Raw genomic sequence first — 16125 nt, 5'->3', positions numbered from 1 at the left:
GCGACCGCCTAGCGGCTGGACGAGCCGCCGTCGGAGCCGCTGCCGTCGGAGTCGTCGCCGTCGCTGTCGTCCGCGAGTCCGTCGATGTGGCCGATGAGCCCGCGCAGTCCCGACACGTAGCCGGCGATCGCGTCGCGCTCGGTGCGGATCTCGTCGAGGCGCCGCTCGGCGGTGTCCATCAGCTCGCGGCTGCGGCGCTCCGCGTCCGCGACGAGCTTCTGCGCCTGGTCGCGCGCGTCGTCGAGGAGGGCGTCGGAGTCGTCCTGGGCCTTCCGGCGCAGTCGCGTCGTGTCGTCGAGGGCGTCGCTGCGGAGGGCGTCCGCCTCGAGGCGCTTGTCGTTCGCGCGTCGGATGGCGTCGGCGAGCTGCAGGTTCGACTCGTCGAGGTAGCGCTGGGTCTGCGCGACGGCCTCCTGGTGGCGGAGCAGGTCGTCGCGGTCGGCCTCCTCGCGGCGCGCGGCGAGCTCGACCACCAGGTCGATCCGGGCCTGCTCGACCTCGCGCGAGAGCGCAGCGGCCTCGTCGGCGGACGCGGCACGCAGGCCCGCCAGCTCGGCGTCGAGCACGGCGACGGCCTCGGCGCGCTCCTGGGTGAGCCGGGTGCGCTGGTCGGCGATCTCGCGGGCGCCCTCGGCGCGGGCGGCGGCGACCTCGGCGTCGAGCGCGGCGCGGGTCGAGAGCACCTCGGCCTCGACCGCCGCGCGCGCCTGGGCGACCTCGGCCTCGACGGCCGCCCGGAGCCGGTCGACCTCGGAGGCGACCTCGGCCCGCAGGAGCTCGTTGGCCTGGGCGAGGCGGGCGGCCTCGGCGCGGGCGACCTCGATCTCGCGGGCGGCGACGGCGCGCATCTCCGCAGCCTCGCGCTCGGCCTCGGAGCGGATCGCGGCGGCCTCGCGCTTCGCGGTGGCGCGGGTCTCGGCGGCCTCGGTCGCCACGGTGCCGCGGATCGCGGCGGCCTCGCGGACGGCGTCCTGCGTCATCACGTCGCGGTCGTCGGCGGCCTTGCCGAGCGTCGCCGCGGCCTGCGCCTCGGAATCGTCGCGGGTCCGGTCCGCACGGCGGCGCGCCTCGGTCACCAGGCGCTCGGCCTCGTCGCGCGCCTCCTGGAGGATGCGGTCGCCGTCGTCGCGGGTGGATCGGCGGAGGGCGGAGGCGTCGTTCTCGGCCTGGGCGATGATCCGCTCGGACTGCTCCTCGGCCACGCGCAGGGTGTGCTCGAGCTTGGCGCCCAGGCCGGCGTAGGTGGGAGTGCCGACCTGCTGCAGCTCCTTCTCGAGGCCCTCGATCCGGGAGGACAGGCGCTTCACCTCGCGGCCGCTCTCGGCCGCCTGGGTGTTCGAGTGGATGAGCTCGCGGCGCAGGCCCTGGACGGCCTTGTCGACCTCGTCCCGGTCGTAGCCACGGAACACCTGGGTGAATTCGGCCTCGTCGTTCGCCACGTCGTCTCCTTCAGAGCAGGACCGCGGTGGGGCTCGCGGCACTCGGAAAGTGTATTCAGCGCGGAGGCCGCGGCCGGGGCGACACCCGCACCGCGCGCCGCCCGGGCCGCACTCTCGGCTTCTCCCGGGCATCGGAGCGAGGGCATCGGCTATCGTGGACTGTCTTTGTCTGTTGCCGTCGCGCCCCGGTCCGGCTGCGTACCCCGAGCCGGCCCCGGCCGTCACCCCGATCCGGCAACGCAGGAGGAGTTCTTTCGTGCGGTTCGTCTTCGCCATCATCGCCACCGTCATCGCTGCCGCGATGATCGTGCTCGGCATCGGTCAGCGGACGGTCTGGGCTCCTCCGGAGTCCCTCACCGCCGAGACCGCGCTCGACTCCTCCGCTCCCTACGCGGTGATCGACGGCAGCACCCTGGGCGCCAACCCGGGACGCCAGACGATCACGGTCGAGGGCAGCGGCGACCTCGTCGTCGCCTACGCCCGGACCTCCGACGTGCTGGGCTGGGTGGGCGGCTCGAGCTACGACGCCATCGGCTACGAGCGCGCCGACGACTCCCTCACCTCCGCGGAGGAGACGGGGGAGCGCGTCCAGCTCTCCTCCGACGTCGAGACCGCCGACGCGGCGGTCGTCGATCCGCGCGGCTCCGACCTCTGGCTCGAGGAGTTCGAGGGGAGCGGCAGCGTGACCCTGGCGCTCGACGTGCCGGAGGACGTCTCCATCCTCATCGCGAGCGACGGCACCGCGCCGGCAGCCGACTCCGTGCGCGTCAGCTGGCCCGTGGACACCGCGACGCCCCTCGCCGGCCCGCTGCTGCTCGGAGGAGCCGTGTTCCTCCTCCTCGGCCTCGTCCTCTACATCTGGGCCTTCGTCCACCTGCGCCGCCAGCACGGCCCGCGCCGGAAGGGACCGCAGGGCCGGATCCCCCGCGGTGCCCGCCGCCCCCGGCCGCGTGCCGGGATCCAGGCCTCCACGGCGTCGCCGGCGCCCTCGCGCCGCCGGGCCGCCCTGGTGCTGCCCGTCGTCCTCGGGACGACGGTCCTCCTCTCCGGCTGCAGCTCCGACTACTGGCCTGATCTCGCCGCGGGCGCGAGCGAGGCGCCGACCGCGTCCGCCACGGCGACCGCGGGGGCAGAGCCGGTCTCGGCCGAGCCGACCCCCGTGGTCACCACGCAGCAGGCGGAGGCCGTCGTCGCCGAGGTCGCCGATGTCGCGTCGCGCGCCGACGCCGCCCGGGACGCCGGGATCCTGGCCGAGCGCTTCCAGGGCGAGGCGCTCACCGAGCGCACCACCAACTACGACGTCGTCGCCAAGGGCGGGACCATCGACCCCCCGCAGACGATCCCGGCCTCCCCGGTGAGCCTGGTGCTCCCGCAGGACACGGAGTCGTGGCCGCGCCTGGTCACCGCCGTCGTGCAGAACTCGACGGACACCACCCAGGCCCCGATCGCGCTGATGATGAGCCAGGCGAGCCCGCGCGTCGACTACAAGGTCGACTACGCCATCTCGCTCGAGGCCAACGCGCGCATCCCCGACGTCGCGCCCGTCACCGTCGGCACGTCGATCGTGGCGCCCGACTCGCGCCTGATGAAGCTCGCCCCGCAGACCGTCGGCTCCGCGTACGCGGACGTGCTCGCCAACGGCGACTCGAGCCAGTACGCCGAGCTCTTCGCGGCCGACGGCGACACCCTCCGGGGGCAGGTCGGCGTCGACAAGAAGAACGCCGACCGCGAGGCGCTGCCGGACACCGCCTCGATCGAGTTCTCGAACGCCGCCGGCACGTCGCCGACGATCGCGCTCGCGACGAACGACTCGGGGGCCCTCGTCGCGGCGAGCATCGCCGAGACGTCGACCGTCCGCCCCACTGCCGAGGGCTCGACCGTCTCGACCTCCGGCGCCTCGCAGACCCTGCTGGGCACGGACAAGTCGACGACCGGCATCGAGACCACCTACGGATACCAACTGCTGTTCTACGTACCGCCCGTCGGATCGGAGGAGAAGATCGTGATGCTCGGATGGAGCCAGGGACTCGTCTCGGTGGTGCAGCTGCCGTGAGCACCGTCCCGCCCCTGCCCGGAAACCTCCGCGGCGCCGTCGACCTCTCGTCGCTGGTGAACCGCCGCACCCCGCCCGCCGCCTCCGCCGGCGCCCCGGCCGCGCCCGCCGCTCCCGGAGGCGCGCCCGGCGCGAATCCGCTGCTGCTGACCGCCGGCGACGCCGAGTTCGACCAGGTGGTCCAGCTCTCGTCGCGCGTGCCGGTGATCGTCGACCTGCGCGGCTCCTGGTCGGACCAGAGCCAGAGCATGACCGCGCTGCTCGAGAAGGTCGTCGTCTCGTACGCCGGCGCGTTCGTGCTCGTCGGGGTCGATGTGGAGTCGAGCCCGCAGCTGGCGCAGGCGTTCCAGGTGCAGTCCGTGCCGACGGTCGCCGCGATCATCGGCGGCCGCCCGGTGCCCCTGTTCAGCGGCCTCGTCGCCGAGGAGCAGCTGCGCGACCTGCTCGAGCAGGTCCTCCAGCTCGCGGCTCAGAACGGTGTGACGGGCACGGTGCCGGTGGAGGGAGCCGCTCCCGCCGAGGGCGCGGAGCCCGAGCCGGAGCCGCTGCCGCCGCACCACCAGGAGGCCTACGACGCGATCGACCGGGGCGACTACGCCGCGGCGATCACCGAGTACGAGACCGCCATCGCGCAGAACCCGCGCGACGACCTCGCCGTCGCCGGTCTCGCCCAGGTGCGGCTGCTGGCCCGCCTCCAGGGCCGCACGCTCGACGACATCCGCTCGACCGCCGCGGCCGAGCCGTCGAACCTCGACGCGCAGCTCGCCGTCGCCGACCTGGACGTCTCGGGTGGCCACGTCGAGGACGCCTTCGACCGACTGCTCTCGATGTTCCCGCGCCTCGACGCCGAGGGGAAGGCCGCCGTCCGCGCTCGTCTCCTGGAGCTCTTCGAGATCGTCGGCCAGACCGACCCGCGCGTCACCAAGGCTCGGGCCCGGCTCACCGGCCTCCTCTACTGACGCCGGCCGGAACGCCGAGAGGCCGCCCGCTCGCGACGATCGTCGCGGCGGGCGGCCTCTTCCGTGCGGGGACCGATCAGTCGGCGGGTCGCAGGTAGAGCACGGCCAGCGGGGGCAGGACCAGCTCGGCGGAAGCCGGGCGGCCGGCCCACGGCTCCTCGCGAGCCTCGACCGCTCCGAAGTTCCCGACTCCGCTGCCGCCGTAGATCTCGGCGTCCGTGTTGACGAGCTCCTCCCAGCGGCCGGCCGTGGGCAGGCTCACGCGGTAGCCGTGCACGGGCGAGCCCGAGAAGTTGGCGATGACGGCGATCGGGCGACCCTCGCTGTCCTTGCGCAGGAACGAGACGACGTTGGCCGCCGCCGCGCCGCCGTCGATCCACTCGAAGCCCGACTGCTCGTGGTCGAGCTCCCAGAGCGACGGCGAGTCGCGGTACACGCGATTCAGCTGACCGACGAGGCTCCAGAGACCGCGGTGGCTCGGCTGATCGAGGATCCACCAGTCCAGGCCCCGCTCCTCGCTCCACTCGGAGTACTGGCCGAACTCCTGGCCCATGAAGAGCAGCTGCTTGCCGGGATGGGCCCACATGAAGGCGAGGTAGGCGCGCACGTTCGCGAGCTGCTGCCAGTGGTCGCCCGGCATCTTCTGGATCAGCGAGCCCTTGCCGTGCACGACCTCGTCGTGGCTGATCGGCAGGACGAACTTCTCGCTGAAGGCGTAGACGAACGAGAAGGTGATCTCGCCCAGGTGGTACTGGCGCCAGAGCGGGTCGTTCGCCATGTAGTCGAGCGAGTCGTGCATCCAGCCCATGTTCCACTTGAGCCCGAAGCCGAGGCCGCCGGAGCTGGTGGGCTGGGTGACGCCGGGCCAGCTCGTCGACTCCTCGGCGATCATCATGATGCCGGGGTGCAGCTTGTAGGCCGTGGCGTTGACCTCCTGGAGGAAGCTGATCGCCTCGAGGTGCTCGCGTCCGCCGTACTGGTTCGGCAGCCACTCGCCCTCCTTGCGGGAGTAGTCGAGGTAGAGCATCGAGGCGACGGCGTCCACTCGCAGGGCGTCGACGTGGAACTCCTCGAGCCAGAACAGGGCGTTCGCGACGAGGAAGTTGCGCACCTGGGTGTGCCCGAAGTCGAAGACGTAGGTGCCCCAGTCCATCTGCTCACCGCGGCGCCAGTCCGGGTGCTCGTAGAGCGGCTCGCCGTCGAAGCGGGCGAGGGCGAAGTCGTCCTTGGGGAAGTGCCCGGGCACCCAGTCGACGATGACGCCGATGCCGGCCTGGTGCAGACGGTCGATCAGGTACTTGAGGTCGTCGGCCGTGCCGAAGCGGCTCGAGGCGGCGTAGTAGCCGGTGACCTGGTAGCCCCAGGAGCCGCCGAACGGGTGCTCGGCGAGCGGCATGAACTCCACGTGCGTGAAGCCGAGCTCGGTGACGTACTCGATCAGCGGGTCCGCGAGGTCGCGGTAGCCCAGTCCCGGACGCCAGGAGCCGAGGTGCATCTCGTAGACGCTGAGCGGCTGCGTGTGCGGATCGACCGAGGCTCGCTTCTCCATCCAGCCGGAGTCGCCCCACTGGTGGTGCGAGACGGGGACCTTCGAGGCGGTCGCAGGCGGCACCTCCGTGGCGCGGGCCATCGGGTCGGCCTTGCGTACCCAGTGGCCGTCGCGCGAGAGCAGGTCGAACTTGTAGGAGGCTCCGGGCTCGACGCCCGGGACGAAGATCTCCCAGACCCCGGTCGTCCCGAGGTTGCGGAGGGAGTGGCCCTCGCCGTTCCAGTCGTTGAAGTCGCCGACGACCCGAGCGGCCTGGGCGTGCGGGGCCCAGACGGCGAAGCTCGTGCCCCAGACCCCCTCGTGCTCGCGGTGACGGGCGCCGAGCGCCTCCCAGAGGCGCTCGTGGCGGCCCTCGCCGATGAGGTAGAGGTCGAAGTCACCGACCGTCTTCGAGAAGCGGTAGGGGTCCTCCGCGGTCCATTCGCCGCCGCCGCCGTAGCGGGCCTCGACGGTGTACGCCTGCGGACCGAGGACGTGGAAGCCCTGCCAGATCCCGTCGCTGAGGTGGCTCAGCTCGACGCGGGCGCCGGTGGCGAGCACCACGGCGACCTTCTCGGCGAGCGGGCGGCGCACGCGGACGACCGTCACCGGGTCGGAGACGCCGGGGGCCGCGACGAGGTGCTGGCCCAGGACGTCGTGGGGGAGCGCGTTGCTGCCGGTGGCGAGCTGCTGCAGCACCCACTCCGGGATGTCGGGCAGCGCGATCGCAGCGGTGCCGTCGACGGGGCCCGAAGCGGATGCGGGGTCCGCGGTCGTCTCGACGGGAGCGGCGCTGTCGGCTGCGACGGAATCGGCGGCGTCCGTGTCGTCGGGCACGTCGCCCTCGGCCCCGCTGCCGACCGGAGCGGACTCCGCGTCGTCGGCGTCGCGCTCGACGGTCACGGCGTCGTCGCCCGCGACCGGCTGAGGCGCCTCCGGGACCGTCTCGACCGCGTAGCTGCGCGCGTTCTCGCCGTCCGCTCCGGGGTGCTGTCGTGCGTCGGGTGCCGCGTCGGCGACGTGCGCGCCGTGGCCGGAGGTGGTCGCCGAGCTGGTGCCCGTCGTGGGGACCGTCTCGGCGTGCGCGCTGAGGCCCGCCTCCTCGGCCGGGCTCGTGCCCTCGGGGGTGGTTCCGCTCATCGCTCGTCCGCCTTCACGCTCAGGATGTGCACGGGCTCGACGAACGAGTCGAGCCGCACGTAGTCGTCGCTGCCCCAGGTCCAGACGGCGCCGGTGATCAGGTCCTCGACCTCGAAGGTCGCGCTCCAGTCGAGCCCGATCGCGGGCAGGTCGAGGTGGACCGTGGTCTCGCGGGCCGAGTGCGGGTCGGTGTTGACGACGACGATGATCGTGTCGTCGGTCCCGGTGCCCGTGAACGCGGCCTGCAGGTGCTTGGAGTAGACGAGGATCGCGTCGTCGTCGCTGCCGTGCACGTGCAGGTTCCGCAGCTGCCCGAGCGCGGGGTGCGAGCGCCGGATCTCGTTGAGGCGCGTGATGTACGGCGCCAGCGAGCGGCCCGACTCCTCCGCGCCGGCCCAGTCGCGCGTCTTGTACTCGTACTTCTCGTTGTCGATGTTCTCCTCGGCGCCGGGGCGAGCGACGTTCTCGACCAGCTCGTAGCCGGCGTAAACCCCCCACAGCGGCGACGCGGTCGCGGCCAGGGCCGCCCGCACCTTGTACGCCGAGCGGCCGCCGTACTGGAGGTACTCGGTGAGGATGTCCGGAGTGTTCACGAAGAGGTTCGGCCGCATGTAGTCGGCCGTCTCGTGGGAGATGCTCGTGAAGAACTCGCCGAGCTCCTCCTTGGTGTTGCGCCAGGTGAAGTACGAGTACGACTGCTGGAAGCCGACCTTGCCGAGCGCGCGCATGATCGCGGGGCGGGTGAACGCCTCCGCGAGGAAGACGACCTCGGGGTGCTCGGCGTTGACCTCGTGGATGATCCACTCCCAGAAGTCGAGCGGCTTCGTGTGGGGGTTGTCGACGCGGAAGATCCGCACGCCCAGGTCGATCCAGTGCCGCAGGACCCGCAGCGACTCCTGACGGATGCCCTCGGGGTCGTTGTCGAAGTTGATCGGGTAGATGTCCTGGTACTTCTTCGGCGGGTTCTCGGCGTAGGCGATCGAGCCGTCGGGGAGCGTCGTGAACCACTCGGGGTGGCTGGTGACCCAGGGATGGTCGGGCGAGGCCTGCAGGGCGAAGTCGAGGGCGAGCTCGAGGCCCGCGGCCTCGACCGCGGCGTGGAAGGCGCGGAAGTCGTCCTCGGTGCCGAGGTCCGGGTGGATCGCGTCGTGGCCGCCCTCGGCCGAGCCGATCGCCCACGGCGAGCCGGGGTCGTTCTCGCCGGCGTCGAGCGTGTTGTTCGGGCCCTTGCGGAAGGAGCGGCCGATGGGGTGGATCGGCGGCAGGTAGAGCACGTCGAAGCCCATCGCGGCCACAGCGGGGAGGCGGTCGATCGCGGTGCGGAAGGATCCGCTGGTCACGGTCCCGTCCTCGTGGCGCACGGCGCCCTCGGAGCGGGGGAAGAACTCGTACCAGGCGCCGACGCCGGCGCGGGTGCGCTCGACGTGGATGGTGCGCGGCTCCGAGACGCTGGTGAGGCTCATCACCGGGCGGGCGTCGAGCGCGCCGTGGACGGCGGGATCGGTCGCCGCGGCGAGGCGCTCCTCGGCGCTCAGCGTGGTGTCGCCGACGCGGGCGGCGGTGTCGGAGAGCAGGCTGCGCTCGCCCTCGGGCCGCGAGGAGTCGTCGGCGCCGCTGCGCAGCAGGCCCTCGCCGATGGCGAAGGTGACGTCGATGTCCAGGCCGGCCGGGATCTTGACCTCGGCCGTGTGGAGCCAGGTCGCCCAGTCGTCGGCGTAGGCGCGGATGCGGTAGCTCCAATCGCCCTCCTCGTCGAGGGCCACGAGGCGCCCGTAGCGGTCGGTGCCGGTCGCGAGGAGCGACATGCGGTGCTCCGACTCGGCCCCGGACGGCGAGCGCAGCAGGAGGTCGACGCCGATGAGGTCGTGCCCCTCGCGGAAGGCCGTGGCAGCGAAGGGGACGACCTCGCCGACGAACGCCTTCGCGGGCCAGCGGTCGTCCTCGAGCCGCGGCTGCGGGTCGATGATCGGCAGGCGCTCGGCCCGGACGCGGTAGCCGCTCCCGGTCGTCGCGGTCGCCGGCGACGCGTGGGGTGCGTCCGCGGTCACCGGGGCGGCCGGTGCACTGTCGGCCGCGGGGGGAGCAGGAGTCGCCTCGGGGGCGGCGGCGGGCGCCGGAGCGGCCGTCTCGGGAGGCGCCGACGCCTCCTGGGGTGCGCGTCCGCGACCCGCTCGCCGTGCGTCCTTGCCGTTCTGAGCCTTGCCGAAAGGTATCTGAGCCACGTCACGACAGTAGCGACCGGCGGCGGCTCGCACACGACGGTTGCGCCCGCGCTCGGGCCTGTGCAAACGGACCCGGGGAGCGCGTGCCGGAGGGTGGCGGCGGGTCCGCGTCCCGCCGATCCGCGGTGGTCGGGGTCCGCTAGGGTGACCGAGCGCGACCGCCCCGGTGCTCCGCGACCGGGCGCTCCGGGGTCCGCAGAGAGTCGAGGGGTGCCGTGAAGGCGATCCGCCGCTTCATCGTCCGCTCCGTCCTCCCGCCCGAGCTCTCGGCTCTGGGCGATCTGGCGGGCAATCTCCGCTGGGCCTGGCACGAGCCCGCCCGGCGCTTGTTCGAGCGGGTCGATCCGGAGCTGTGGCGGCGCGGGGGAGCGGACCCCACCGCTCTGCTCGGAGCAGTGAGCCCCGAGCGCCTCACCGAGCTGGCGGGGGACCAGGGCTTCGTCGACGAGGCGTGGCGCCTCCGCGACGAGCTGGAGCGCTACCGCACCGAGCCGCGGTGGTACCAGTCGCTGCCGGAGTCCGCCCCGCGCTCGATCGCCTACTTCTCGCCGGAGTTCGGCATCGCGGCGGCGCTGCCCCAGTACTCCGGCGGACTCGGCATCCTCGCGGGCGACCACCTGAAGGCCTCCTCGGACCTGGGCGTGCCGCTCACCGGCGTGGGCCTCTTCTACCGGTCGGGCTACTTCTCGCAGAAGCTCTCCGCCGACGGCTGGCAGCTCGAGTCCTACCCCTCGCTCGATCCCGACGGGCTGCCGCTGCGCGTCGTCCGTCTCGCCGACGGCTCGCCCGCCCGCATCGTGCTGGCGCTCCCCGAGGGACGCGCGCTCTACGCCCGGGTCTGGCGCGCGGAGGTCGGCCGGGTGACCCTCCTCCTGCTCGACACCGACATCCCCGAGAACGAGGACTCGCTCCGCTCCGTCACCGACCGCCTCTACGGCGGCGGGGGCGAGCACCGCCTGCTGCAGGAGCTGCTGCTGGGCATCGGCGGGGTCCGCGCGCTCGAGCTCTGGGCCGAGGTCTCGGGCGGCGTCCTCCCGGAGGTGTTCCACACCAACGAGGGGCACGCCGGCTTCCAGGGGCTCGAGCGCATCTCCGGCCTGATCGGCGCGGGCCTGGACTTCGACCAGGCTCTTCAGGTGGTGCGGGCGAGCACGGTCTTCACCACGCACACTCCGGTGCCGGCGGGCATCGACCGCTTCGACCGCGGGATGATCGAGGAGTACTTCTCCACGGAGCTGCTCCCGGGCGTGCAGGTCGAGGACGTGCTCGCGCTGGGCGCCGAGCCGGGGGACTCCGGGACGGCGTTCAACATGGCGTACATGGGCCTGCGGCTCGCGCAGCGCTCCAACGGCGTCTCGACGCTGCACGGCGAGGTCAGCCGATCGATGTTCTCGAGCCTCTGGCCCGGCTTCGAGACGGCGGAGGTGCCGATCGGCTCGGTGACGAACGGCGTCCACGCGGCCACCTGGACCGATCCGATCCTCCGGCGGCTCGCGGAGGAGCGGCTCGGCACCGACGACACGACGCGGGCCGACTGGGCCTCGGGCGCGCTCGGCGACACCGAGCTGTGGGCCGCGCGCCGCGCGATGCGGGAGCAGCTGGTACAGGACGCCCGCCGCCGGGCCGCCCGCTCCTGGCGCGAGCAGAACCCGGGCGGCCTCCCGCCGGCCTGGCTCGACGAGCTGCTGGACCCGGACGTGCTCACCATCGGCTTCGCACGGCGGGTGCCGACCTACAAGCGGCTGACCCTGATGCTCCACGACCCCGAGCGTCTGCGGGCGCTGCTCACCCACCCGCAGCACCCGATCCAGATCGTCATCGCGGGCAAGTCCCACCCGGCCGACGAGGAGGGGAAGCGCCTGATCCAGCGGCTCGTCCGCTTCGCGCAGGAGCCGGACGTGCGCCGCAGGATCGTCTTCCTGCCGGACTACGACATCGCGATGGCGCAGCTGCTCTACCCGGGCACCGACGTCTGGCTCAACAACCCGCTGCGCCCGCTCGAGGCGTGCGGCACCTCGGGGATGAAGGCGGCGCTCAACGGCTCGCTCAACCTCTCGATCCTCGACGGCTGGTGGAACGAGTACTTCGACGGCGAGAACGGCTGGGCGATCCCCTCCTCCGACCGCGCGCTCGACCCGGAGGCCCGCGACACGCTCGAGGCCGAGGCGCTCTACGAGCTGCTCGAGACCGAGGTCGTGCCGCGCTACTACGAGCGTGACCACGACGGCGTGCCCCGGCGGTGGGTGCGGTCGATCCGGCACACCCTCGCGACCCTCTCGCCCGAGCTCTCCGCCGAGCGGATGGTGCGCCAGTACGTCGAGGCGCTCTACTCGCCGGCCGCCGAGGCCGGGCGCGCCGTCGCCGCCGATCACTTCGAGCCGGCCAAGGAGCTGGCGAGCTGGAAGCGGCGGGTCCGCGCCGGCTGGGCCGGAGTCGCGGTCGCGTCCGTCGAATCCGGCGGGATCGACGCGGTGCCCCAGCGCGGGGACCGGCTCGCCGTGCGGGCGGGCGTGCGCCTGGGCGAGCTCTCGCCGGCGGACGTCTCGGTCGAGGTCGTGTACGGGACGACGTCCGCTGACGGCTCGCTCACCGAGGTCCGCCACCACGAGCTCGAGGTGGTCGAGGAGTCGGGTGCCGTGGTGCCGGCCGACGCGGTCGGGCGCGTGCCCTACGCCGGAGTGGTCACCCTCGACCGCAGCGGATCCTTCGGCTACACCGTCCGCGTCGTGCCGCGGCATCCCCTCCTGGCCCGCTCCGCCGAGCTGGGCCTGGCCGCCGCCGCCGGCTGACCCCGCCCGGTCCCTCTCCGCGAGATGCCGCTCCGGTGCGCCTTCCTCGACGCCTCGCGGACCGGGACGGGGTCTCGCGGGAGGAGGACGGCGCCCGGAGGAGGACGGCGAGGGATCGGGGGTCAGCGCGCGATGTCGGCGAGGAGGGCGGCCGTCGCGGCGACGAGGTCGGCGGGGGTGAGCTCGATGTCGAAGCCCCGGCGCCCGCCCGACACGAGCACCGTGTCGTGGAGCTCGACGGTCTCGTCGATCACGGTGCGATGCCGCGTCCTCTGCCCGAGCGGCGAGATGCCGCCGAGCACGTAGCCGGTCCGGCGCTGGGCCAGCACGGGGTCGGCCATCGCCGCCCGCCTGCCTCCGACCGCGGCCGCGAGCTCCTTCAGCCCGAGGGAGCCGGTGACGGGCACGACGCCCACCACGAGCTCGCCGTCCACGTCGACCATCAGGGTCTTGAACACGCGCTCCGGCTCGACGCCGAGCGCCTCGGCCGCCTCGAGCCCGTAGCGCGTCGTGGCCGGGTCGTGCCGGTACTGGCGGGGAGTGAAGGGGACGCCCGCCGCCGTCAGCGCGACGGTCGCCGGGGTCCCCGGCCCGCTCCTCGCCATCAGGCGTCCTGCTCGGCCGCCGGCCCGTGCGCGGCGAAGAGCTGCATCGAGGTGCCGGCCACGCGGATGACCTGCCCCGGCTCGAACGATTCGCCGTGCTCCAGCGGCTCCGGCTCCTCGCTGTTCCACAGGCGCGTGTAGCCGGTGACCCCCTCGCCGTCGGCGAGCACGACCGTGGTGTCCTGCTCGACGCCGTGCACCACCAGCAGGACACGGTCCGGCTCGCCCTCGACCGGCGTCGAGGCCGCGAGGTACTGCAGCGTCCGGTTGGCGGCGGAGGTCCAGTCGTGCTCGCTCATCCCGCGCCCGTGGGCGTCGAACCACGTCATGGTCGTGGCGCCCGGCTCGCTCGCGTCGCCGCTGCCGTAGAGGGAGGGACGCAGCGCCGGGTGCTCGCGCCGCAGGCGCAGCAGGGTGCGCGTGTGCGCGCGAAGCGCGAGCTGCCAGTCGGCCAGGCCCTCCCAGCGCACCCAGGTCAGGTCCGAGTCCTGGCAGTAGGCGTTGTTGTTGCCGCGCTGGCTGCGCCCGGTCTCGTCGCCCGCCGTGATCATCGGCACGCCGGCCGACAGCAGCAGGGTGCCGAGGAGGTTCCGCATCGCCTTGCGCCGCGCCAGCGTGATCCGCTCGTCGGTGGTGGGGCCCTCGAAGCCGTGGTTGAAGGAGCGGTTGGTGTCGGCTCCGTCGCGGTTCGACTCGCCGTTGCCGATGTTGTGCTTGACGTTGTACGAGACGAGGTCCGCCAGCGTGAAGCCGTCGTGCGCGGTGACGAAGTTGACCGAAGCGAGGGGGCCCCGCTCCGCCGAGAAGGTGTTGGAGGAGCCCGAGAGCCGGGTCGCGAAGCCGCCGATGCCGACGGGGGCCGTGCCGGCGCGGCGGGCGTAGTCGATGTCCGAGAGCCAGAAGTTGCGGGCGCGGTCGCGGTAGCGGTCGTTCCACTCCGACCACCCGGCCGGGAAGTTCCCCGTCTGCCAGCCGCCCATTCCCACGTCCCAGGGCTCGGCGATCATCTTCACGCCGGCCAGCGCCGGATCCTCGACCGCGGCCCGCAGCAGCGGGTGGTCGCTCCGGAAGTGCGCGATCTCGTCCCGGCCGAGGGTCGCGGCCAAGTCGAGCCGGAAGCCGTCGATCCCGACCTCGCCCGACCAGTAGCGCATCGAGTCCAGCGCGAGGCGCTGCGCCGCCGGCCGGCCGAAGTCGATCGTGTTCCCGCAGCCCGTGACGTCCACGTAGTGGCCCTCGGGCGTCTGGCGGTACCAGCCGGCGTCGTCGATCCCGCGCAGGCTCGACATCGGCCCGCCCGGCCCCTCCTCGGCGGTGTGGTTGTAGACCACGTCCAGGATCACCTCGAGGCCGGCCTCGTGCAGGAGCTTCACCATCCCCTTGAACTCGCGGAGCACCGCGGTCGGTCCGCCGCGCTGCGCGGTGGAGGAGGCGTACGCGGCGTGCGGGGCGAAGAAGTTCAGCGTGTTGTAGCCCCAGTAGTTGGTCAGCCCCTGCCGCAGCAGGCGCTGCTCCGACACGAACGCGTGCACGGGCAGCAGCTCGACCGCCGTCACGCCCAGATCGAGCAGCGCCGAGACCGTCGACTCGTGCGCCAGGCCGGCGTAGGTGCCGCGCAGCTCCACGGGCAGCGCCGGGTTCAGCCGGGTCAGCCCCTTCACATGCGCCTCGTAGATCACGGTGCGGTCCATCGGGGTGCCGGGCCGGGAGGAGGAGCCCCAGTCGAACGCGTCGTCCACGACGACCGAGCGCCACTCGTTCTCCGCCACCCGGTGCAGGCCGCGGGAGTACGGCTCCAGCAGGGCCCGGCGGGGGTCGAAGCGGTGCCGGGGGCCCGTCGGCCCGTCGACGCGCAGGGCGTAGCGGCGGCCGGGGGCCAGCAGATCGGAGCGCGCGGACCAGACCGCGGCGTCGTCGCGCGCCAGCGGGACCGTGCGGGTCACCCAGGTCGGATCCTTCTCGTCGTACAGCAGCAGATCGACGGCGCTCGCGCTCTCGGACCAGACCCGCAGCTCACCGCCCTGATCGTCCACGGTCACGCCGAGCCGGGCCAGGGGATCGTGAGAGGTCATGCGACTTACAGTAGTGACGGGCACCGGCTCCCTCCGTGCCCCCGACGCGGGACGAAGGGCTGCTGTGATCTACCTCGACCACGCCGCGACCACCCCGCTGCGCGCCTCGGCGCTCGCCGCGTTCGCGGAGGCGTCCGCCCACGGCGGCAATCCCTCCTCCGTCCACGGCTCCGGCCAGGAGGCGCGCCGCCGGCTGGAGGACGCCCGGTCGGCGCTCGCCGGGGTGCTCGGCTGCGAGCCGATCGAGGTGATCCTCACCGCCGGCGGCACCGAGGCGGTCAACCTCGGGATCAAGGGCCTCTACTGGCAGCGCCGGAGCGAGGACCCGGCCCGCGTCCGGGTCCTGGTCGCCGAGGGGGAGCACCACGCGACACTCGACTCGGCCGCCTGGCTCGCCGAGCACGAGGGCGCCGTCCTCGAGTGGCTGCCGCTCGACGACGAGGGCACCCTGCGGCCGGAGGCGCTCGCCGCGGCGCTGGAGGAGGACCCCGGATCGGTCGCCCTGGTCACGGTGCTCTGGGTCAACAACGAGATCGGGACGATCAATCCGATCGCCGAGCTGGCGGCGGTGTGCGCCCGCGCCGGCGTCCCCCTCCACGTCGACGCGGTCGCCGCCCTCGGACACGTGCCGCTGCGGATCGCCGAGATCCGCCGCGCCTCCGGCTCCGGGCGCGGCGCGGGACTGGCCGCCGTCAGCGTCTCGGGTCACAAGGTCGGCGGGCCGATCGCGACCGGTGCGCTCGTGCTCGCCCGCGACGCCCGCGTGGTCCCGGTGCTGCACGGAGGCGGACAGCAGCGGGGCGTCCGCTCCGGCACCCAGGACGTGCCCGGCGCCGCGGCCTTCGCCGCCGCCGCGGTCGAGGCGGACGCAGAGCTGTCGGCGGAGGCGCAGCGCCTTGCCGCCCTGCGCGACCGGCTCGTCGCGGGCGTCCTCGCCGCCGTGCCGGGGGCGACCCTGACCGGGCCCGCCCTCGACTCCGGACGCCGGGTCGCCAACAACGCGCACCTCGCCTTCCCCGGTGCGCAGGGCGACTCCCTCCTCTTCCTCCTCGACACCGCGGGCGTCTCCGTCTCGACCGGGTCCGCCTGCAAGGCGGGGATCCCGGAGCCCTCGCACGTGGTCCTCGCGCTCGGCCGCAGCGAGGACGAGGCCCGCGGAGTGCTCCGGATGACGCTCGGCCACACCTCGACCGACGCGGACGTCGACGCCCTCCTGGCCGCGCTGCCCGGCGCCTACGCCCGCGCCGCCCGAGCCGGACTCTCGAACCGCGCGGTGCTGCCCGCCTGAACCCCTGCCGGCCGCGCCCGCGGGAAACGT

Annotated in this window: 9 protein-coding genes; 4 read left to right on the top strand and 5 right to left on the bottom strand. The window is 73.5% G+C overall.

Going from position 1 to position 16125, the window contains the following annotated elements:
• Window positions 1-8: 8 nt before the first annotated feature.
• A complete protein-coding gene (locus C5C71_RS01690) occupies window positions 9-1439 on the bottom strand; it encodes a DivIVA domain-containing protein (RefSeq protein ID WP_104337011.1) in 1431 nt (476 codons plus the stop codon).
• A gap of 256 nt (window positions 1440-1695) precedes the next feature.
• Here C5C71_RS01690 and C5C71_RS01685 point away from each other — a divergent pair, with 256 nt between their 5' ends.
• Both C5C71_RS01685 and C5C71_RS01680 read left to right on the top strand, forming a co-directional pair.
• Window positions 1696-3492: a hypothetical protein gene (locus C5C71_RS01685; RefSeq protein WP_104337010.1), complete on the top strand. Its 1797-nt coding sequence runs from the start codon at window positions 1696-1698 to the stop codon at window positions 3490-3492.
• A complete protein-coding gene (locus tag C5C71_RS01680) occupies window positions 3489-4451 on the top strand; it encodes a tetratricopeptide repeat protein (RefSeq protein WP_104337009.1) in 963 nt (320 codons plus the stop codon). Before C5C71_RS01685 ends, C5C71_RS01680 begins: the two co-directional genes overlap by 4 nt.
• 76 nt (window positions 4452-4527) lie before the next feature.
• Here the strand turns inward: C5C71_RS01680 and glgB are convergent, their stop codons facing one another.
• Window positions 4528-7119, bottom strand: coding sequence for a 1,4-alpha-glucan branching protein GlgB (gene glgB / locus C5C71_RS01675; RefSeq protein ID WP_104337008.1), 2592 nt, complete (start codon window positions 7117-7119; stop codon window positions 4528-4530).
• Complete coding sequence (locus C5C71_RS01670) at window positions 7116-9086, bottom strand: alpha-1,4-glucan--maltose-1-phosphate maltosyltransferase (protein ID WP_258063673.1); 1971 nt, start codon at window positions 9084-9086, stop codon at window positions 7116-7118. The genes glgB and C5C71_RS01670 overlap by 4 nt, the downstream gene beginning before the upstream one ends.
• A gap of 470 nt (window positions 9087-9556) precedes the next feature.
• Between C5C71_RS01670 and glgP the strand changes: the two genes are divergently transcribed.
• On the top strand, window positions 9557-12130 hold the full coding sequence (gene glgP, locus C5C71_RS01665) for an alpha-glucan family phosphorylase (protein ID WP_104337007.1): 2574 nt from the start codon (window positions 9557-9559) through the stop codon (window positions 12128-12130).
• Window positions 12131-12252: 122 nt separating this feature from the next.
• Here glgP and ybaK read toward each other — a convergent pair whose 3' ends face one another.
• Complete coding sequence (gene ybaK, locus C5C71_RS01660) at window positions 12253-12735, bottom strand: Cys-tRNA(Pro) deacylase (RefSeq protein WP_104247616.1); 483 nt, start codon at window positions 12733-12735, stop codon at window positions 12253-12255.
• Entirely contained in the window at window positions 12735-14807 is a 2073-nt protein-coding gene (glgX, locus tag C5C71_RS01655; RefSeq protein ID WP_104337006.1) for a glycogen debranching protein GlgX, read from the bottom strand. Before glgX ends, ybaK begins: the two co-directional genes overlap by 1 nt.
• Window positions 14808-14871: 64 nt before the next feature.
• Between glgX and C5C71_RS01650 the strand changes: the two genes are divergently transcribed.
• Entirely contained in the window at window positions 14872-16095 is a 1224-nt protein-coding gene (locus C5C71_RS01650) for a cysteine desulfurase family protein (protein WP_308471734.1), read from the top strand.
• Window positions 16096-16125: the final 30 nt, after the last annotated feature.

The organism is Rathayibacter sp. AY1C1, from assembly GCF_002932105.1.
Lineage (GTDB): Bacteria > Actinomycetota > Actinomycetes > Actinomycetales > Microbacteriaceae > Rathayibacter.
Note: the sequence above shows the minus strand (reverse complement) of the source record. Positions and strands in the feature narration are given on the sequence as shown.

Coding starts and splice junctions, on each gene's coding strand:
- glgB (WP_104337008.1), bottom strand. CDS start 7,119: ATGAGCGGAACCACCCCCGAGGGCACGAGCCCGGCCGAGGAGGCGGGC.
- ybaK (WP_104247616.1), bottom strand. CDS start 12,735: ATGGCGAGGAGCGGGCCGGGGACCCCGGCGACCGTCGCGCTGACGGCG.
- glgX (WP_104337006.1), bottom strand. CDS start 14,807: ATGACCTCTCACGATCCCCTGGCCCGGCTCGGCGTGACCGTGGACGAT.